Raw genomic sequence first — 17963 nt, 5'->3', positions numbered from 1 at the left:
CCGGGGCGGAAACGGACGAATCGTCAGCTGAACCGGCGACCCTCGTCCCGTCGGTACGCCCAACCGGCGAGCGCTGCGAGCAGCACCACCCAGACGCCGAGCATGATCATCGCCAGCGGCTCGACGCGGTATTCGCCGACCGCCGACCACATCAGCTCGGCCGCGCCCCGGGTGGGCAGGTACGGCGCGATCGTCTCGATGAACCCGGGTGCCTCACCCGGCGCGGAGAGCAGGCCGCCGCCGAACGCGAGCGGCAGGAAGACGACCTGCGCCACGACGATCGCCGCCTTGCTCGGCAGCGAGTAGCCGATCGCGAGGCCCATCAGAGTGAACGGCACCGAGATGACGGCCACGGTGCCGATGGTCAGCAGTAGGGCCGCGGGGGTGATCTGGGCCGCGGTCAGCGTCGCGCCGATCACCACGACCGGGATCAGCGAGAGGTACGTGAGCGCCAGGCCGGCCAGCACCCGGCCCGCGAACCTGGGCGCGGGCCCGGCCGGCAAGGTCCGGGTGTACGGGTTCCAGGGCTGGTCGCGGTCCTCGGCGACGCCGACGCCGTACTGGAAGATGTTGGCGCTCATCACCGAGAAGGTGACCATCGACGCGGTGGCGAAGGTGGCACCGGCCGCGTCGTCGCCGGCGAACGGCACCACGAAGAAGATCATGGCGGCGGCCGGAAAGAAGGCGCTGCCGACGACGGCCACCGGAATCCGGATGATCTCCAGGAGTTGGTAGCGGGCGTGAACCAGGGCGAGCTGCACGGTGGCCTCCTCAGACTGTGGTGGGTTGGCCGCCGGCAGCGGCGGTGGCGGCTCGGCCTTCGGTGGCCGGCTGGTCCCCGGCGGGCGCGTCCCCGCTGGTGATGGCGAGGAACGCCTCCTCCAGCGAGGTCGGTCGTACCTCCAGGTCGGTGAAGGCCGTTCCGGCCGTGACCAGCGCTCGGACCAGCTCGTCGGCGTCGGTGGTGAGCAGGTGCAGCCGGCCGTCGACCCGTTCGGTGCGGACGACGCCGGGCAGATCGGGCAGTTGGTCGGCGACAAGGCTGACCCGGCGTACGCCGACGATGCCGCGCACGGCGTCCACCGTGTCGTCGGCGAGCACCCGGCCCTGCCCGATCACCACCACCCGGTGCGCCAGCGCCTCCACCTCCTCCAGGTAGTGGCTGCTCAACAGCACGGTGCCGCCGTCGGCGTGGAACGCGCGGATCGCCTCCCACAGGGTGTGCCGGGCGGCGACGTCCAGACCGGTGGTCGGTTCGTCGAGCAGCACCAGCCGGGGTCGGCCGACGAATGCCAACGCCACCGCCAACCGGCGACGCTGCCCACCGGAGAGGCCTCCGGTCTGCCGTCGGGCGAGGTCGCCCAGGCCGAACTGGTCGAGCAACTCACCGCGGGGCACCGGGTCCGGGTAGTGCGCGGAGACGAAGTCGACGACCTCACCGACGCGCAGTGTGCCCGGCAGGCCGGTCTCCTGCGGGGTGACCCCGATCTGCCGCCGGTTCGCCGGGTCGCGGGGGTCGCCGCCGAACAGCTCGACCCGCCCCGAGCTGGGCCGGCGCAGGCCGACCAGCAGGTTCATCAGTGTGCTCTTGCCGGCGCCGTTCGGGCCGAGCAGGCCGACCAGCTCACCGGCCCGGACTTCCAGGTCGACACGGTCGAGGGCGAGGACGTCGCCGTACCGGCGACTGGCCTGGTCGGCGCGGGCGAGGGTCATGACTGCTCCTTCGACGGGGTGGGGTCGAGCAGGGTGCGGATCGCTTCGGTGTACTCCTCGAACGCCAGCCGGCCCCGCCGGCTGAGCCGGACCAGGGTTGCCGGGGTGCGTCCACGGTGGGTCTTGCTGATCTCCACGTAGCCGGCCTCCTCGAGCTTGCGCAGGTGCACGGAGAGGTTGCCGGCGGTCATCGCGAGCAGTTCCTGCAACCGGGGGAAGGCGATCAGGTCGCCGTCGCCGAGTGCGGAGAGGCTGGCGACCACCCGGAGCCGAGCCTGCGCGTGGATGACCGGGTCCAGTTCGCTCATCGGCGGTGTCACTGTCGCCGTCGGGCGATCGCGCCAGCGACCAGGATCCCGCCGCCGCCGGCCACCGCAATGACCAGCGCGTGCCAGCCGGGCCCGGCGATCACACCGGCCAGGTTGATCACGCTGATCCAGACGCCCAGCCGGAAAAGGTCCCGATCCAGCCAGATCGCTCCACCGGCCATGTGCAGCGCGCCGGTCAGCCCGACGGCGGTCGCCGACCAGACCAGGCCCGCCAGATCGTCCGGTAGGTACTCGGAGATCCGGCCGAGCCCCGCGTAGATGCTCACGGAGCCGAGGGCCCACGTGCACCCATACCAGCGCCCACGCTGGGCGGAGTCACCGATCACCTGGCCGTAGGCCCGTGTGCTGACCACTGCCTGGATCACTCCGGCTGCCACGAGCAGCGCGAAGAGGACGGTCAGCGGCAGCCAGCTCGGCAGCCGGAGCAGCTCCCGGTCGTCGGGGGAGAACCGCAGGAAGAACAGCCCGAAGCCGACCAGCCAGGCGACTCCCCAGGGCCAGTAGACCAGGCGGGCGTCGGGATCGAGGCGCCGTGCCGTCGCGGAACGCTGGTCCTGGATCAGCCGGAGGGCCGCTGCCGCGTCGGCGGGTGGAAGGTCATCGTCTAGGTGCACGCAAACTACTTTACGATGCAAAGTCCGAACGCGGTGTCCCGCTCGGCGTCCGGGTTACGACAGCGGCGCGCAGTGCCTATGGTGGGGAACCGTGGCGGCTGACCGGTCGCACAGGACACAGGGGAGGGTCCGTGTCGAGCCCGAGCAGAGACCTGGAGGTCCAGCCGGAGGCGCTGGCGGCGTTCGCCAAGACGTCCAACGACCGGGCGGCCCGCTTCCGCGAGCTGCACCGTTCATTTGGCGACGGGCACGTGCCTCGGCACGCGTTCGGGGTGATGCCGGCGTCGTTCGGCCTCGCCGCCGCGTACGCCGAGCAGTTCGAGGCGTGCCTCCAGGGGCTCGCCGACGGAGCCGAAATGATGGCGGACATCGCGGAGGGGGTCAGCGACACCGCCGGTGCCTACACCGGCACCGACGTGGCCAACACCGACATGTTCGTGCCCGGCCGCCCGCCAGCTCCCGACCTCATCGCTCCCGGCCCCTGGTCGGGTGGCACCGGCGCTCCGAGCGGGCCGGTGCCCGCATGAGCACGGAGGCGTTGCACCGCAACAAGACCTACTTCGAGCAGATCGTGTCGGGCACTCCGGAGCCCTTCAAGCCGCTCTCCAACGCGGTGCTCTGGCCGTTCGAGCAACTGCTGGAACTGGTCGCCGGTGAACCGGACGACCTGATGCGGGCGGCGCAGGTCTGCCTGGACACCGGCGCGGCGGTCCGGGAGATCGCAGGCGACCAGATCGCCGACCGGGCCCGCTTGCGCGGCAACTGGAAGGGCGACGCCGCAGAGAGCTTCCACGCCTCGATGGAGTCGGTGGAAAAGGCGATCGAGGAGCTGGCCCGAGGGCTCGACGGCACCAAGGACGTGCTGGTCGAGGCGGCCAACGCGGCGGTCGACGCGTTCAACCTGCTGGTCGAGCTGATCCTCGAGTTCCTGCTCTGGTTCCTCACCGAGGTGATCATTGCGGCGGTGGCCGCGGCGCTGAGCGCCGGCGTCTCGCTGGCAGCCACTGTGGTCCGGGTGCTGGCCCGGCTGGCCACCACCGTGGGTCGGATGGTCAAGATCGTCGCCCGGTTCGCCGAGGTGCTCACCCGCCTCGCCACTCGGTTGGGCAAAGTCGCCGGGCAGCTCCGCGAGTACGCCAACACCGTCATGGAGCTCAAGAAGCGGAAAAAGCAGTACAAGCTGATTACCAAGGGTGGCTGGACGCCGGAGGGGCGTGCCTTCCAGATCGAGAAGTTCAAGACCCTCTTTCCCGGCAAGTTCGTCATCAACCAGGTCTCGCCGGTCAACGTCCCCGGCTTCGGCGGCGCACTGCTGGACACCGGTGTGGGCCTGCACGACATCTCCGACGGGCAGAAGGACCGCAATTACCTCGTGGACGGCACGTACAGCGATGACCTGGGCCCGTACACCAAGAGTGTGCAGAATGTCTTCGACTCCATCGTGAACTGAGAGGCAGCCATGACCTTCCCCGCCCTGGACCGCATCGAGGCGCTGGCCCGCAACCTGGACGGTTGGCAGCGGCAGCTCGCCGACCGGATGGCGGAGCTGGAGCAGACCAGCGCCGAGGGGGTGAGCGACTCCGGCCTGGTGCGCGTCACCGCCGCCGCCGACGGGAAGATCGTTTCTGCGGAGCTGAACGCGCGGGCGATGCGACTGGACTCCTACAGCCTGGCCGAGGAGTTCACCGCGGCCGCCAACCGGGCGCAGGAGGCCGCTGCGGCCCAGGTCCGGGAGTTGGTCGGTGAGGTCATCGGGGAGCCAGGTGCCGGCCCGCGCCGGCCCGGCGACCACGAGGAGCGCCGATGACGGTCGACGGCAGTCAGGCGCGGTACGTCGAGGGGATCACCCGGCTGCTAGCGGCCGGAGAGCAGGTGCGTGCGGTGGCCCGGGTCCGAGCGGGGGGAGGGCTGACCCCGGCGGCGCCCCCGCAGCCGTCGGCGCCACCCGCCCCGGGTGGGCCGGGCTTCCTGGGTGCCCTGCTCAACGTGCTGTCGCCGAACATCACCTTCGGTCGGGCGGACGACGCCGTCGACTGGCTCTTCTTCGGCGTCGGAGGTCGAGGCGAACCAGGTTCGCAGGCTTCCCTGCTGCACCACGCCCTGACCGTGACGGCGAAGGGTTCCGGCGTCCGCGACATCGTGCTGGGGGTCACCGACCAGCGGTTGCTGGTCGGCGCGACAGCACCGGTCGGGTTGCTCTCCAGCTCAGCGGCGGACGAACGGGCGCAGGCCGACATCGAGCTGCTCGGGTCGGTGCCGCGCACGGCCGTGACCGCCCGGGTCGGCCGGTACCGGTTGAACTGGAAGCGGCTGCGGATCGACTTTGCCGACGGGTCGTGGTTGTCGTTCCACGTGCCACTGGCTGACTCCGGCCGCCCCCTGCGGGAGATCGCGGCGGCCCTGTCAGCCGGCTGACCCACCGACGAGCGGCGCGGGCAGCGGCTCGTGGTGCAGCACCGCCAGCCGGGACACCGCTCGGGTGAGCACCACGTACAACCGGTGCAGCCCGCGCGGTTCGGCCGCGACGATCGCGGCCGGCTCGACCACCACCACATGGTCGTACTCCAGGCCCTTGACCAGCGTCGCGGGCACCAGGGTGACCCGCTCCGCGGACGCCACGTCGTCGGCGGTCGCGGTCGCGACACCGGCGTCGGCCAGTGCGGCGCGCAACCCGTCGACCGCGTCGTCCGCGGCGATCACACCGACCGAGCCGTCGTGCGCGAGCGCCGAGCGCACCTCCGCCACCGTCGCCGAGGTCAAATCGGTCACCGTACGCACGTCCAGGCCGCCGTCGTGCCGTAGCGACTCGGCCGGCGGTACGTCCACCGCGAGCGCCGGAAGGAGCAGGTTCGCGAACGCGACCACCGCGGCTGGCACCCGGAAACCGATCGTCAGCGGGACCACCACGGCGTCCGGCTTGCCCAGGTGGGCGAGGGACTCCTTCCAGTCCGTGGCCGCCCACGGCGCGGTGCCCTGGGCCAGGTCACCGAGGAGGGTGATCGAGCCGTGCTCGCTGCGCCGGGCGATGGCCCGACACTGCATCGGGGAGAGGTCCTGCGCCTCGTCCACCACCACGTGCCCGAACCCGGAGGGTCGTTCCAACAGTCCGGTCGCCTCGTCGATCAGCACCGCGTCGGCGGCGGTCCAGCGGGTCGCCTTGGGGGTGCGAGCCGGCTTCGCCCAGACGAGCAACGCCTGCTCCGCATCGCTGAGCAGGCCGTCCGCCGCCGCGGCCAGCCGATCCGGGTCGGAGAGCAGGCTGTGCACCAGCCCTTCCGGGGTGAGTGCCGGCCAGACCGCGTCCAGGAAGTCGACCACCGGGCGGCAGCGGCTCATCCGACGCAGCCAGGCATCACCGGGCGACTCGGCCCGACGGGCCTCGGCCTGCCGTTGCAGCAGGCTCACCACCCGCGCCCGGACGCGCTCCCGGCCGGTGCCGTACGGCAGACCCTCCCGGCGGGTCTCCTCGACGATCCGGTGCAACGGCTCCAGACCGATCCGCCACCGGAACGAACCGTCCGACACGGTGATCGACTCGGTGGGCGTGCCGATCTGTGCCTGCACCGCGCGTTGCAGCACGCTCGCCATGCGTACGTCGTGCTTGAGCGTGGCGACCGTCGGCGCCTCGACCGCCCGAACCGGCACCCGGGAGATCAACTCCTCCACCGTGGCCTGCTCGACCTCGACCTCGCCGAGCGCCGGAAGCACTGCCGCGATGTACGACAGGAACGCCCGGTTGGGTCCGACGATCAGCACACCGGCCCGTCGCAGACGCTCCCGATGCAGGTACAGCAGGTACGCGGCCCGGTGCAGGCCGACAGCCGTCTTGCCGGTCCCCGGTGCTCCCTGCACACAGATCGAGTCGGCCAGGTCGGCCCGGACCAGCTCGTCCTGCTCCGGCTGAATGGTCGCGACGATGTCCCGCATCGGCCCGACGCGCGGTCGTTCGATCTCGGAGGTGAGGATCCGGCTGGTCGTACCGAGTTCCTCGCCCCGATCCAACCGCTCATCCTCGAAGCTGGTCAGCACGCCGTTGCTGAACCCGAACCGCCGCCGGACGGCCACCCCCTGCGGATCCCGCGCGCTGGCCCGGTAGAACGACCGGGAGACCGGTGCCCGCCAGTCCAGCACCAACGGCTCGCCAAGCTCGTCAGTGACGTGCCGCCGCCCCACGTGGTACCGCCGGCCTTCATGATCACCGCTGCCGCTGCCGCTGCCGCTGCCGCTGCCGCTGCCGCTGCCGCCCTGCGCCGGGCGGCCGTCGGTAGACCCGCTGCTGGTGGTCCCGCTGTCCGCGGTCGCGTTGTCGATGGTTTCGTGGTCCGTGGTTCCGGTGAAGTCGAGGCGACCGAAGAAGAGCGGCGTGGTCGGGTCGTCCGCCAGCTCGGCCACCCGGCGGGCCAGGGTGCGACCCAGCGTCTCGGCCGCGTAGGCGTCGCCGGCAACCTGGTCACCGGTCGAGAAGAGGGCTTCGGCCCGCTCCCGCATCCGGCGTAGCGCTGCCCGCGAGTTTGCGAGGTGCGTGCGTTCGGCGGCCAGATCCGTGTCGAGGTGGGTGTCGAGGTCAAGTGCGGGCATGCTGACGTCCCATCGTTCACATCTGCTGCGCGCTCGCGTGTCCGGGGGCGGATGGCCGGCCGCCCGGCGCGAAGACGTCCGTTCCGGTGCAGATCACCTCGGCCGTCAAGCGGGCTGCAACCCTACGCTCCCCGGCCTGTCCGTTCCACCGAATTACCCACGCGACCATCCGTACGAGAGGGCGTGTCGCCGGGCGCGGCGCACGAAAGTGGGCGTGTCGTCGGGTAGCAACACGCTGCCCCGACGTCAGCGGTCGGCCGGGTGGTTGATGCCGTTCTCGGGTGGCGACGGCACGTCTGCCGGGTGTCAGCAGCGCCGGTGGTAGAGGTTGCGTCGTGGTGCGCGTAGCGGGTCGAGCCAGCTGGGCGGGAGGAATTCCGGCCGGCTGTCGGGCGCGATGCGGACCAGCCAGTCGCCGCGGTGGATGAGCCGGTGGTGGTGGCCGCAGAGCAGCACGGCATTGCCCAGCGCGGTAGCTCCGCCGTCTGCCCAGTGCCGGACGTGGTGACCGTCGCACCATCGGGATGGCCGATCACAACCAGGAAAGGCGCAACCGCCGTCGCGCAGCACGAGTGCCCGGCGCAACGGGCCGTTGAAGAGCCGGCGCTGGCGCCCGACGTCCAGAACCTGACTGTCGCCGCCCAGCACCGCCGGCAGCACGCCCGCATCGCAGGCGAGACGGCGGATCGCGCCCGGCGTGAGGGGTGTTCCGGTCTCCAGGGTGCCGGCGCGTACGCCGTTGACCAGCTCGTCCAGCGACACGGTCACGACGAGCTGCGGCCGGTCGCCGCCGTTGTCGGGCAGCTGGCCGGTGCGCAGCGCCAAACGACAGACCTCGCCCAGCGCGTCCGCTCGGCGCTGACCGGGACTGCGGTCGTCGTGCTCACCGGCCGGGGCGCAGAGCCTGTCGATCGCCTCCCGTAGCAGGCTCGCGGTTTCGGTGTCGAGGTTGCCGCTGAGGCGTACCTGCCCGTCCTGCTGCTCGGAGAGCGTGACGTGCCGACGGGCCACGGCCCGCTCGGTGGCTTTTTCGAGGGCGGCCAGCTCGGCCTGGTCGGCCAGATCCGGTGCGACGTGCGTGAGGACGCGCTCCCCGAGCCGGCTGAGGATGGTCGGATCGAAGCGGTCGGCCCAGGTGACCAGCAGTTGAGTGGCTTTGTCCGCCACCTCAGGGCCGGCCTCGGGCGGCAGGGCCGCGATCGTCTCTGCCACCACCCGACCCTGCTCGACGGTCATCGCGCCGCTCAGCAGTGCGTCACGCACCGCCTGCGGTGCGGCGTCGACGGCGGCGGCGAGCTGGACCAACTGGCGGGCGGAGCGACTGGAAAGCCTCAGCCGTTCTCGCAGCCAGACGGACGTGGACGAGGCACCCTGGGCGACCGCGAGGCCGCGAGAGTCGACCTCGCGCACCAGGCCGAGCTGGACGGTAGCCAACCGCTGCGCCAGCACGTGGGTCGCGTCGAGACACGCGAGCAGGTCGTCGTCGGAGAGCGCCCACAGCGAGGTGCCGGCACAGTCGTCGACGGCGCCGCCCGCCTGCGCCAACGCCCTCAACATAGACAGAGACTAGAACAGGTGTACGACAGTTTCGGTCCGCTTCGACTGTGGCGTTGACGCTGAACGTCGCGTGAACTGGCCACGCCTCAAACCGGGTGTTCGCAGAAGTCGGGTGCTGCTCACTGCGGGGGTGATGGCGGGTCGGGGAACCGCCCGGGATCATGGGCTCATGACCGAGGCCAGCCCCGATTCGCGTCGGATGACGATCAGTGACCCGCAGGTGATGCGGGCGATGGCTCATCCGGCTCGGATCGCGATCATGGAATACCTGAGTAGCCGGGAGAGCGGTGGGACCGCCACCGAGTGCGCGGAGATCGTCGGCCTGTCGCCGAGCGCGACCAGTTACCACCTGCGCGCGCTGGCGAAGTTCGGCCTGGTCGAGCAGGCGCCGAGTCGCGGGGACGCGCGCGAGCGGCTGTGGCGAGTGCCGAGTGTGAGTGTGTGGGTCGAGGCGGGTCGCGATGCCGGGCCCGAGGCGCGCGCGGCCGAGCAGGCGCTGGTGGAGGCGCATGCCGTTCGGGCCATGGAGCGGACCCGGGACTGGCTGCGGCGCGCCGGGGATGAGCCCGCCGAGTGGTACGACGCCGCGCTTTTCAACGACACATTGCTGCTGCTCACCGCTGAGGAGTTGGCCGAGGTGAACCAGGCGGTCATGACCATGCTGCAGCCGTACCGGGCTCGCCTGCGCCAGGCCGATCCTCCGGCGGGGGCCCGCATGGTCGCCGTGCAGTACCGGGCTGTGCCGCTGGCCTGACTGGATGGTCGCGGTGCGCCGAGCCGCAGGGGGTTGATCGCCGACCGGCCATTCGCCGTCGTGGCGGCGGCAGGGGGTTGTGCTGATCAGTTGTGAAGCATTATTTTCGAAGTATGTCCTTCACAACTGAGCCGTCGCGCTGGCCGGACGTCTGGCTCGCCGCCACCGCCCGTGGCACCACGATCTGCGGCGACTTCCTGGCCGCCACCGCGCTCGCGTTGGCGCTCCAGGGCTCCGGCGCCGGAGGGCTTGCCGTGTCGGGGCTGCTGCTCGCGGCCACCCTGCCCCTGGTGGTGCTCGCCCCGCTCACCGGACGGCTCGCCGACCGGGTGGACAGCCGCACCCTGCTGGTCACCGTCGGGCTGGCGCAGGCTGTCATCTGTACGCTGCTCGCCGTCGCCGAGCACCCGGTCCTGGTCGTGGGCCTCGTCGCCCTGCTCGCCTGCGGGCTCGCGGTGACCCAGCCCTGCCTGGCGGCGCTGCTGCCGGCGATGGTCCGCCCGGCCGACCTGCCCCGGGCCAGCGCGATCAGTCAGAACGCCGTCTCCCTCGGCGCGCTCGGCGGGCCGGTGCTGGCCGGCCTGCTGGTGGGGCAGTTCGGCACTCGCGTACCCCTGCTTCTCGATGCCGTGACCTACCTGGCGCTGGTGGTCGCGGGCCTGCTCCTACGGACCCGGCGGGGCGGCCGGCGGCCCGCCGCGGCCGGGCCGGCGGGCGGGGGACGCCCCGCGAACCAGGCCGACCCGAGCGGTACGGGGATGGGCTGGCGGCTGCGCCGTGACCCGCTGATGCTGGTCATGGTGGCCAGCACCGCGGTGGTGATCGCGGCGATCGGCGGCATCAACGTGATCGAGGTCTTCTTCATCCGGGAGACGCTGCACGGTTCGGCGACCACGTACGGCCTGGTGGGAGCGGCATGGATGGCCGGCATGCTGCCCGGCAGCTGGATTGCCGCCCGACTCGCCCGCCGGTTCGACCACGACGGGGCGCTCATCCGTGGGGTGCTGGTGACGCTGGCCATGTGCAGCCTGCTGGTGCTGATCGCCGCGACGGTGCCGACGGCCGCCCTGCTCGTGCCGCTCTGGCTGGTGGCCGGCGCGGCGAACGGCGGCGAGAACGTCTTCGCCAACCTGCTCACCAGCCGCCGGGTGCCGGAGGCGATGCGCGGCCGGGCGTACGCCAGCTACGGCGCTGCGGTGCAGGGTGGCTCGATGGCCGGCTATCTGATCGGTGGGGCGCTGCTCACGGTCGTCCCGCCCCGACCACTGATCGCCGCAGCGGGCGCGGCCGGGCTCGTGGTGGTGTTGGCGTTCGTGCCGGTCGTCGCCCGGGCGGTACGACGGCCGGTGCCGGACGAAGCCCTCCGACATCCCCAGGCCGCTGGCACGGATGCGGGGTTGGCCACTTCGGGCCGGCCCGCCGAGCCGGAGCCGGAGGCCGGGGATACGGTCGGGTCATGGCTGAGCGCATCGCACGCCCGCGGGTCGGGCACATCCAGTTCCTGAACTGTCTGCCGATCTACTGGGGTCTGATGCGCTCCGGCGCCCTGCTCGACGTCGACCTGCACAAGGATTCACCGGACCGGTTGAGCGCTGCGCTGGTCGCCGGCGACCTCGACATCGGCCCGATCACCCTGTTGGAGTACCTGAAGCACGCCGACGAGCTTCTGCTCCTGCCGGACCTGGCGGTGGGCAGCGACGGGCCGGTGCTCTCGGTCAATATGGTCTCCACCCGACCCCTCGCCGAGCTGGACGGCGCCCGGGTGGCGCTCGGCTCGACGTCGCGGACCGGGGTCATGCTGGCTCAACTGCTGCTCACCGAGCAGTACAACGTGCGGCCCGACTACTTCCGTTGCCCGCCGGACCTGACCCAGATGCTGCTGGAGGCCGACGCCGCGGTGCTGATTGGTGACGTGGCGCTGCGGGCGTACTACGAGGCGCCCCAGCGGGGCCTGACCGTCACCGATCTCGGGCAGGCGTGGCGGGAGTGGACCGGCCTGCCGATGGTCTTCGCCGTCTGGGCGGTCCGCCGCGACTTCGCCGCCGCCCATCCGGGCATGGTCAAGGAGGTGCACGAGGCGTTCCTGCGCTCGCGGGACCTCTGCCTGGCCGAGTTGGACCAGGTCGCCGAGGCGGCGGCCCGGTGGGAGACGTTCGACGCGGAGACGCTGGCCACGTACTTCCGGACCCTGGACTTCTCCCTCGGTGACCGTCAGGTCGCCGGGCTGCGGGAGTGGGCCCGGCGGGCTACCGCCATCGGCGAGGCCCCGGCACTGCCGGACGGCGGCCCGGAGTTCTTCGCGGGCTGAGCGGCGGGCGCGGCCCCTGCCAGCCAGCCTGCGCGGGCCAGCTGAGCAGCCGGCCGGGGCCGGCGGGGCTCAGGCACCGGGGCGGAGCAGCGCCTCGGTGATCTTCTCGCAGTTCTTCATGCCGTAGTCGTAGCCCTTGTCGATCGGGTACTTCACCATCACGCCCATCGTCCAGGTGTCGCCGATGGCCAGGCAGTTGATGTGCATCTCCTGCTCCCTGGTCCGGTCGATCCACCCGTTCTTGATGGCGATCTGCTTCTGCTCGGCGGCCGGGAACGCCTTGCGGATGCCGAAGTCACCGGCGCCGCGCACGAGCTTCATCTCGTTGAGCAGCCACTTGGTCCACTTCGGCCCGGCAGCGGTGCCGGTGGCGATGCAGTTGCCCAGGCGGGCGGTGTCCCGGGGGGAGAGAGCCGTGCGGCTCCAACCGCGGTCGGGGGCGACGCTGCTGTCGGTCAACTTGCACATGGAGATCAGCCGCTTGATCGAGGCGTCCCGGCCGACCTGGTTGTAGAACTGTTCGGCCCGGGTGTTGTCGCTGTCCCGGATGATCCGCGTCGCGTCGGCGAGCTTCGCGTCGCTCGGGGTCTGACCGGCGTCGGCCGCGCGACGCAGGTAGTCGGCGACGATCCACGACTTGATCATTGAGGCGGTGGTGCTGGTCTCGCCCATGTTCCTGGAGCCGATGATCTGCCCGGTCCGACGGTCCAGCACGCTCCAGGAATACCAGCCCTCGATGTCCAGGTCGAGGTCCTTGGCCGCGAACGGCAGCGGTGCCAGGGAGGGGCTGGGGCTTGGCGACGGCGGGGCCGGCTGGCGGGCGCTGCGGTCGGTGGGTTTGCCGGTGGACCGGTCGTTGGTCGTCGTGCCGGCGTTTCCCCACTTGGCGGCGGCGGACGACTCGAACGGCGACCCGGGCAGCAGCCGCAGCGACACCAGCACCAGGCCGATCAGGATGACCGCGATCGCGACCAGCCGAAGGGGGGACGCGTCAGCGCCCTCGCGCCGGGCGGCCCGACGGTTGCCGGCCATCAGAGTTTCCCGACCGGTTGCTGCGGCACCTTGAGCGCGGCACCCGGCTGCGGGGTGACCAGCTGGGTGGCCACGCTGGCACAGACCTTCGCGCCGTAGTCCAGACCGCTCTTCTGCGGGTAGCGCAGCATCACCGCGAGACTCCACTTGTCGTTGACGGCGAGGCAGTTGACGTGCCAGTTGCCGTCGTAGTTGATCGGGGTCCAGCCGTTCTTGATGCTGACCGGGCCCTGCGCGGTGATCGATTTGGGCAGACCGTCGATGATCCCCCAGCGTCCACCGCCGGAGTCTGGTCTCTGGTCCTTCTTGGCGGTGGTGCCCTTGACCTTGCTCATCTGGTCCAGCACCCATTTGGTCCACTTGGGCCCGGCGGCCTTGCCGTCGGCGATGCAGTCGCCGAGCCGGACCGCGTCGCGGGGGGACATCCGGGTGAAGCTCCAGTAACCGGTGTACGGCTTGACGTTGCCGCGCTTGGTGTCGGTCAGCCCGCAGATCGTGATCGCCCGTTGGATCACCGCGTCGGGCGTGCTGCTGTTGGAGGGCTTGTACGAGCCGCCAGCAGCAGCGTGCACCTTGTTGGCAGCCCCGTCGTTGCTGTCGACGATGGCGACTCGAGCCATCTCCTTCATCGCTGCGGACGGCTCCTTGTTCTTGAGCTGCCGCAGATAGTCGGAGACGATCCACGCCTTGATCATCGACTCGGTGGAGCTGGTCGCGGTCATGTTCGGCGATCCGGAGATCGTGCCCGTCTGCCGGTCCAGCAGCGCCCACGAGAAGAACTCACCCTGGAAGCTCACCGACACGGGTCCGGCCGCCAGCGTGGGCGGCGGCGGCGGGGTGGGCGCGGGCGCGGCGACGGTCGAGGCGGCACCGCCGCCTCCGCCTCCGCTGCTGTCGCCGTCGGAGAGGCGGGCGTACGCGGCGGGGACCAGTAGGACGCCGCCGAGCAGGACCGCCGTGATGGCGAGCACCATGGTCACGCGAGATCGCATGAGTGGGTGAGCTCCAGGTGTCAGGGCCGGGGGGACCGGCTTGTTGTCCGGACAAACCGGCTGATCGCCAAGGCCGGGGGAAGTGGCCTCTGTCGTACGGCGATCGTTTGAAGCCGATCGGTGTGACGGCGGAAAGTCTACGTCCGGTTGCCGGACCCGCCAGAGTCCGACACCAGGCACGTCGCCATAAAGACGCGATATGGGACCGGTATGCGGTTCTTGCGGGGATTCACCTTTGTTTCGTGGCCCAAGTCACTGCGACGTCCGGCGATCCAGGTGACGCAAAGCGCTCATTCCGTTACGGATGGGATCCTCGGATTCCTGTTACACCCCCTGGTGCAACGTGGCGCAAGCTGTAACACTTAGCGTCATGTATGGCAACGACTTCTCCGCCCCGAACGGCACCCCGGACGACGCCCCCGGTAGCGGCCTGCTGGGTGAGGTCGAGGCCGCCGAGGCCGAGCTTCGCGCGGCGGCAGCGCGCGGACGGCGTGGCGGCCCAGCCCCGGACGAGGACCTGGCGGCGTACTTCGCCGAGGTGGTCGACGCCGAGCAGAAGATCGAGCCACGCGACTGGATGCCCGACGCGTACCGCCGGACGCTGATCCGGCAGATCGCGCAGCACGCCCACTCCGAGATCATCGGCATGCAGCCGGAGGGCAACTGGATCAGCCGGGCGCCGTCACTCAAGCGCAAGGCGATCCTGCTGGCCAAGGTGCAGGACGAGGCGGGCCACGGCCTCTACCTCTACGCCGCCGCCGAGACCCTCGGCATCAGCCGCGACGAGCTGGTCCGGCTGCTGCTCGACGGGCGACAGAAATACAGCTCGATCTTCAACTACCCCACCCTGAGCTGGGCCGACGTGGGCGCGATCGGTTGGCTGGTGGACGGCGCGGCGATCGTCAACCAGGTGCCGCTGTGCCGCTGCTCCTACGGCCCGTACGCCCGCGCGATGATCCGGGTCTGCAAGGAGGAGTCGTTCCACCAGCGGCAGGGCTACGAGATCCTGCACACCCTGGCGCACGGCACCCCGGGGCAGCAGGCGATGGCTCAGGACGCGGTGGACCGCTGGTGGTACCCGTCGCTGGCCATGTTCGGCCCGCCGGACGGCGACTCCACGCACTCCGGTCAGTCGATGGCCTGGAAGATCAAGCGCTTCTCGAACGACGACCTGCGGCAGCGTTTCGTCGACATGTGCGTCCAGCAGGCCGAGATCCTCGGGCTGCGCATCCCCGATCCGGATCTGCGCTGGAACGAGGAACGGCAGGCTCACGACTACACCCAGCCGGACTACGACGAGCTGATGCGGGTCATCTCCGGCGACGGGCCGTGCAACCGGGAACGGATCGCCCACCGCCGGGCCGCACACGCCGACGGCGCATGGGTACGGGAGGCCGCCACGGCGTACGCCGCGAAGCGGGCAGAACAGCGGGAGAAGGTAGCGGCATGACGGATCACTCGCCTCTGTGGGAGGTCTTCGTGCGGGCGCGGCGCGGGCTGTCGCACACCCACGTCGGCAGCCTGCACGCCCCCGACGCCGAGCTGGCCCTGCGCAACGCCCGGGACCTCTACACCCGTCGCCAGGAGGGCGTGTCGATCTGGGTGGTGCCGGCCGGCGCGATCACCGCGTCCAGCCCGGACGAGAAGGACGCCTTCTTCGACCCGGCCGCCGACAAGGTCTACCGCCACCCCACGTTCTACGAGGTGCCGGACGGGGTGGCCCACCTGTGAACGGACCCTTTGACTTCGCCCTCGGCCTCGGCGACGACGCGTTGATCGCCGCGCAGCGTCTGGCCGAGTGGACCACCCGCGCCCCGGAGATGGAAGAGGACGTGGCGCTGGCCAACATCGCCCTCGACCAGCTCGGCGCGGCCCGCCTGCTGCTGTCGTACGCGGGCGAGCTGGAGAGCGCGGGCCGGGACGAGGACGCGTTGGCGTACCTGCGCGACGACCGCGAGTTCCGTAATGCGCTCCTGGTCGAGCTGCCCAACGGCGACTTCGCGGTGACGATGGCGAAGCTGTTCTTCCTGGCGGCGTACCAGTTGCCGCTGTACACGGCACTGGCCGGCTGCGCGGACGAGCGGTTGGCCGCGATCGGCGCGAAGGCGCGCAAGGAGTCGGCGTACCACCTCGACCACGGCGCGCTGTGGGTGAAGCGGCTCGGCGACGGCACCGAGGAGTCGCACCGTCGCATGCAGGCCGCCGTCGACCAGGTGTGGCCGTACACCCATGAGCTGTTCGCCGCGGACCCGGCGGCGCCGGTCGACCCGGCCACCCTGCGGCCGGCGTTCGACGAGACCGTCGGCGCGGTGCTGGCGGAGGCGACGCTCACCCTGCCGGGAAGCGGCTGGGCGCCGGCCGGTGGACGAACCGGCGTGCACACCGAGCACCTGGCCTACCTGCTCGCCGAGATGCAGGTGCTGCACCGCGCCCACCCCGGAGCGCAGTGGTGAACCCCAGGGAGGCGGCCGCGTCGGTGGTGGACCCGGAGATCCGGGTGATCACCATCGACGAGCTGGGCATCCTGCGGGCGGTCGAGGAGGATCCGGCCAGTGGTCGGGTCACCGTCACCATCACCCCGACCTACACCGGCTGCCCGGCGATGGACGTGATCCGGGCCGACATCCGCCGCGCGCTCGCGGTCGCGGGCCACGCCGACGCCGAGGTGCGCACGGTCTTCAGCCCACCGTGGAGCACCGACTGGATCTCCGATGGTGGGCGGGCCAAGCTGGCCGCCGCCGGGATCGCCCCGCCGGCCCCGGTGCCGGCCGCCGGCGTGGTGTCGTTGACCCTCGCGGTCCGCTGCCCGCAGTGCGGTTCGCCGGAGACCGAGCAGGTCAGCCGGTTCGGCTCCACCGCGTGCAAGGCGCTGTGGCGTTGCCGTTCCTGCTCCGAACCCTTCGACCACCTGAAGGCGCTGTGACTGTCACCATCACCCGCCCGGTCCGTCGCCGGCCGGCCTTCCACCCGTTGTCGGTCGCGGCCGTCGACCGGCTCACCGACGACTCCGTGGCGGTCACGTTCGCCGTACCGGAGGAGTTGCGGGACACGTTCGCGTTCCGGGCGGGCCAGCACCTCACGGTGCGGCGGGTGGCTGAGGACGGCTCGGACGTGCGCCGGTCGTATTCGATCTGCTCCACTCCCGACGACCTGACCCGGCGCGGCCGGTTGCGGATCGGGGTGCGGGAGATCCCCGGCGGCGCGTTCTCGGCGTTCGCCTGCGGGGCGCTGCGCGGCGGCGACACGGTCGAGGTGCTGCCGCCGCTGGGCACCTTCACGACGGCCTTCGCGCCGGACCGGGTTCGCCACTACGGCGCGGTCGTCGCCGGCTCCGGCATCACACCGGTGCTCGGGCTGGTCGCGACCGCCCTGGCCGTCGAGCCGGCCAGCACGTTCACCCTGGTGTACGGCAACCGCACGGCGAACACTGTGATGTTCGCCGAGGAGCTGGCCGACCTGAAGGACCGCTATCCCACCCGGCTGCACCTGGTGCACGTGCTGTCCCGGGAGCAGGGCGAGTCACCACTGCTCTCCGGGCGCATCGACGCCGAGAGGCTGGGCCAGTTGCTGGGCAGCATCGTGCCGGGCGACCTGGTCGAGGAATGGTTCCTCTGCGGCCCGTACGGCATGGTGGTCGACGTCCGGGACGTGCTGACCGCGCGCGGGCTTCCCGAGTCGGCGGTGCGTACCGAACTGTTCCACGTCGACGCGCCTCCGGAGCCGGTCCGCCGGCCCACCGACCAGGTGGGCGCCGGGGCCGAGGTGACCATCGTGCTGGACGGCCGCTCGTCGAGCTTCACGATGGGTCGCGAGGAGCGGGTGCTGGACGCCGCGCTGAAGGTTCGCGGCGAGCTGCCGTACGCCTGCAAGGGTGGTGTCTGCTCGACCTGCAAGGCGAAGGTCGTGGACGGTGCCGTCACGATGGCCCGCAACTACGCCCTGGAGCCCGACGAGCTGGCCGCCGGTTACGTCCTGACCTGCCAGTCCAGCCCGACGACCGACAAGCTCACTGTCGACTACGACGCATGACGACGCCGAACGACGGGGTCGCCTTGCGTAGATCTTGGACAGTTTCCGTTCGGCGGG

At 71.2% G+C, this 17963-nt stretch carries 20 protein-coding genes; 12 read left to right on the top strand and 8 right to left on the bottom strand.

Features of this window, described 5'->3' with window-relative positions:
- Positions 1 to 23: 23 nt before the first annotated feature.
- From KBX46_RS12425 to KBX46_RS12410, 4 genes are read right to left on the bottom strand one after another with little or no spacing between them, the layout of a single operon-like run.
- Positions 24 to 761 carry an ABC transporter permease gene (locus tag KBX46_RS12425; protein ID WP_088951100.1) on the bottom strand — a complete coding sequence of 246 codons (738 nt, stop codon included), beginning with the start codon at positions 759 to 761 and terminating at the stop codon, positions 24 to 26.
- A 10-nt stretch (positions 762 to 771) separates the two neighbouring features.
- The gene (locus tag KBX46_RS12420) at positions 772 to 1713 is read right to left on the bottom strand and encodes an ABC transporter ATP-binding protein (protein ID WP_210792582.1); all 942 of its coding nucleotides are present in this window, start codon (positions 1711 to 1713) and stop codon (positions 772 to 774) included.
- A complete protein-coding gene (locus tag KBX46_RS12415; protein ID WP_088951102.1) occupies positions 1710 to 2021 on the bottom strand; it encodes a transcriptional regulator in 312 nt (103 codons plus the stop codon). Before KBX46_RS12415 ends, KBX46_RS12420 begins: the two co-directional genes overlap by 4 nt.
- Before the next feature lie 8 nt (positions 2022 to 2029).
- The gene (locus KBX46_RS12410; protein WP_210792581.1) at positions 2030 to 2656 is read right to left on the bottom strand and encodes a transporter; all 627 of its coding nucleotides are present in this window, start codon (positions 2654 to 2656) and stop codon (positions 2030 to 2032) included.
- 131 nt (positions 2657 to 2787) lie between these two features.
- Here KBX46_RS12410 and KBX46_RS12405 point away from each other — a divergent pair, with 131 nt between their 5' ends.
- Genes KBX46_RS12405 through KBX46_RS12390 form a run of 4 tightly spaced genes read left to right on the top strand, consistent with a single transcriptional unit; the run spans position 2788 to position 5071 of the window.
- On the top strand, positions 2788 to 3183 hold the full coding sequence (locus KBX46_RS12405; protein WP_143743148.1) for a WXG100 family type VII secretion target: 396 nt from the start codon (positions 2788 to 2790) through the stop codon (positions 3181 to 3183).
- Complete coding sequence (locus KBX46_RS12400; RefSeq protein ID WP_210792580.1) at positions 3180 to 4106, top strand: WXG100 family type VII secretion target; 927 nt, start codon at positions 3180 to 3182, stop codon at positions 4104 to 4106. The genes KBX46_RS12405 and KBX46_RS12400 overlap by 4 nt, the downstream gene beginning before the upstream one ends.
- Positions 4107 to 4115: 9 nt before the next feature.
- Positions 4116 to 4463: a YbaB/EbfC family nucleoid-associated protein gene (locus KBX46_RS12395; protein ID WP_099849887.1), complete on the top strand. Its 348-nt coding sequence runs from the start codon at positions 4116 to 4118 to the stop codon at positions 4461 to 4463.
- Entirely contained in the window at positions 4460 to 5071 is a 612-nt protein-coding gene (locus KBX46_RS12390) for a hypothetical protein (protein ID WP_088951106.1), read from the top strand. Before KBX46_RS12395 ends, KBX46_RS12390 begins: the two co-directional genes overlap by 4 nt.
- On the opposite strand, the gene KBX46_RS12385 is transcribed toward KBX46_RS12390, so the two are convergent.
- Together KBX46_RS12385 and KBX46_RS12375 are read right to left on the bottom strand one after the other, a co-directional pair.
- Complete coding sequence (locus KBX46_RS12385; protein WP_247667366.1) at positions 5060 to 7234, bottom strand: AAA family ATPase; 2175 nt, start codon at positions 7232 to 7234, stop codon at positions 5060 to 5062. The two genes, KBX46_RS12390 and KBX46_RS12385, sit on opposite strands and share 12 nt — an antisense overlap.
- A gap of 306 nt (positions 7235 to 7540) precedes the next feature.
- Complete coding sequence (locus KBX46_RS12375) at positions 7541 to 8791, bottom strand: HNH endonuclease signature motif containing protein (protein ID WP_210792579.1); 1251 nt, start codon at positions 8789 to 8791, stop codon at positions 7541 to 7543.
- Positions 8792 to 8960: 169 nt separating this feature from the next.
- Between KBX46_RS12375 and KBX46_RS12370 the strand changes: the two genes are divergently transcribed.
- The 3 genes from KBX46_RS12370 (at position 8961) to KBX46_RS12360 (ending at position 11853) form a co-directional block, all read left to right on the top strand.
- A complete protein-coding gene (locus KBX46_RS12370; protein ID WP_088951109.1) occupies positions 8961 to 9545 on the top strand; it encodes a helix-turn-helix transcriptional regulator in 585 nt (194 codons plus the stop codon).
- A gap of 113 nt (positions 9546 to 9658) precedes the next feature.
- On the top strand, positions 9659 to 11050 hold the full coding sequence (locus tag KBX46_RS12365; RefSeq protein WP_210792578.1) for an MFS transporter: 1392 nt from the start codon (positions 9659 to 9661) through the stop codon (positions 11048 to 11050).
- Positions 11002 to 11853: a menaquinone biosynthetic enzyme MqnA/MqnD family protein gene (locus tag KBX46_RS12360; RefSeq protein ID WP_088951111.1), complete on the top strand. Its 852-nt coding sequence runs from the start codon at positions 11002 to 11004 to the stop codon at positions 11851 to 11853. Before KBX46_RS12365 ends, KBX46_RS12360 begins: the two co-directional genes overlap by 49 nt.
- Positions 11854 to 11922: 69 nt before the next feature.
- Here KBX46_RS12360 and KBX46_RS12355 read toward each other — a convergent pair whose 3' ends face one another.
- Both KBX46_RS12355 and KBX46_RS12350 read right to left on the bottom strand, forming a co-directional pair.
- Entirely contained in the window at positions 11923 to 12885 is a 963-nt protein-coding gene (locus tag KBX46_RS12355; RefSeq protein WP_210792577.1) for a hypothetical protein, read from the bottom strand.
- Positions 12885 to 13877 carry a hypothetical protein gene (locus KBX46_RS12350; protein WP_210792576.1) on the bottom strand — a complete coding sequence of 331 codons (993 nt, stop codon included), beginning with the start codon at positions 13875 to 13877 and terminating at the stop codon, positions 12885 to 12887. The genes KBX46_RS12355 and KBX46_RS12350 overlap by 1 nt, the downstream gene beginning before the upstream one ends.
- A gap of 370 nt (positions 13878 to 14247) precedes the next feature.
- On the opposite strand from KBX46_RS12350, the gene paaA reads away from it, so the two are divergent.
- The 5 genes from paaA to paaE are packed head-to-tail and all read left to right on the top strand — an operon-like array spanning position 14248 to position 17906.
- A complete protein-coding gene (paaA, locus tag KBX46_RS12345; protein WP_088951114.1) occupies positions 14248 to 15327 on the top strand; it encodes a 1,2-phenylacetyl-CoA epoxidase subunit PaaA in 1080 nt (359 codons plus the stop codon).
- Entirely contained in the window at positions 15324 to 15608 is a 285-nt protein-coding gene (gene paaB, locus KBX46_RS12340) for a 1,2-phenylacetyl-CoA epoxidase subunit PaaB (protein WP_088951115.1), read from the top strand. Before paaA ends, paaB begins: the two co-directional genes overlap by 4 nt.
- Positions 15605 to 16330 (top strand): 1,2-phenylacetyl-CoA epoxidase subunit PaaC, encoded by a 726-nt coding sequence (paaC, locus tag KBX46_RS12335; RefSeq protein WP_088951116.1) that lies wholly within the window; start codon positions 15605 to 15607, stop codon positions 16328 to 16330. Before paaB ends, paaC begins: the two co-directional genes overlap by 4 nt.
- Positions 16324 to 16800, top strand: coding sequence for a 1,2-phenylacetyl-CoA epoxidase subunit PaaD (gene paaD, locus KBX46_RS12330; RefSeq protein WP_088951117.1), 477 nt, complete (start codon positions 16324 to 16326; stop codon positions 16798 to 16800). Before paaC ends, paaD begins: the two co-directional genes overlap by 7 nt.
- Complete coding sequence (paaE, locus tag KBX46_RS12325) at positions 16797 to 17906, top strand: 1,2-phenylacetyl-CoA epoxidase subunit PaaE (protein WP_210792575.1); 1110 nt, start codon at positions 16797 to 16799, stop codon at positions 17904 to 17906. Before paaD ends, paaE begins: the two co-directional genes overlap by 4 nt.
- Positions 17907 to 17963: the final 57 nt, after the last annotated feature.

The organism is Micromonospora sp. C81, from assembly GCF_018070425.1.
GTDB lineage: Bacteria > Actinomycetota > Actinomycetes > Mycobacteriales > Micromonosporaceae > Micromonospora > Micromonospora zamorensis.
The sequence above is the reverse complement of the archived record's forward strand: the minus strand, read 5'-3'. Positions and strand labels throughout refer to the sequence as shown.

Bases quoted from the DNA above. Each gene is read 5' to 3' on its own strand.
- KBX46_RS12420 (WP_210792582.1), bottom strand. From the start codon at position 1,713: ATGACCCTCGCCCGCGCCGACCAGGCCAGTCGCCGGTACGGCGACGTC.
- KBX46_RS12415 (WP_088951102.1), bottom strand. From the start codon at position 2,021: ATGAGCGAACTGGACCCGGTCATCCACGCGCAGGCTCGGCTCCGGGTG.
- KBX46_RS12360 (WP_088951111.1), top strand. From the start codon at position 11,002: ATGGCTGAGCGCATCGCACGCCCGCGGGTCGGGCACATCCAGTTCCTG.
- KBX46_RS12400 (WP_210792580.1), top strand. From the start codon at position 3,180: ATGAGCACGGAGGCGTTGCACCGCAACAAGACCTACTTCGAGCAGATC.
- KBX46_RS12365 (WP_210792578.1), top strand. From the start codon at position 9,659: ATGTCCTTCACAACTGAGCCGTCGCGCTGGCCGGACGTCTGGCTCGCC.
- KBX46_RS12390 (WP_088951106.1), top strand. From the start codon at position 4,460: ATGACGGTCGACGGCAGTCAGGCGCGGTACGTCGAGGGGATCACCCGG.
- KBX46_RS12395 (WP_099849887.1), top strand. From the start codon at position 4,116: ATGACCTTCCCCGCCCTGGACCGCATCGAGGCGCTGGCCCGCAACCTG.
- KBX46_RS12375 (WP_210792579.1), bottom strand. From the start codon at position 8,791: ATGTTGAGGGCGTTGGCGCAGGCGGGCGGCGCCGTCGACGACTGTGCC.
- paaA (WP_088951114.1), top strand. From the start codon at position 14,248: ATGTATGGCAACGACTTCTCCGCCCCGAACGGCACCCCGGACGACGCC.
- KBX46_RS12355 (WP_210792577.1), bottom strand. From the start codon at position 12,885: ATGGCCGGCAACCGTCGGGCCGCCCGGCGCGAGGGCGCTGACGCGTCC.
- paaB (WP_088951115.1), top strand. From the start codon at position 15,324: ATGACGGATCACTCGCCTCTGTGGGAGGTCTTCGTGCGGGCGCGGCGC.
- KBX46_RS12370 (WP_088951109.1), top strand. From the start codon at position 8,961: ATGACCGAGGCCAGCCCCGATTCGCGTCGGATGACGATCAGTGACCCG.
- KBX46_RS12385 (WP_247667366.1), bottom strand. From the start codon at position 7,234: ATGCCCGCACTTGACCTCGACACCCACCTCGACACGGATCTGGCCGCC.
- KBX46_RS12350 (WP_210792576.1), bottom strand. From the start codon at position 13,877: ATGCGATCTCGCGTGACCATGGTGCTCGCCATCACGGCGGTCCTGCTC.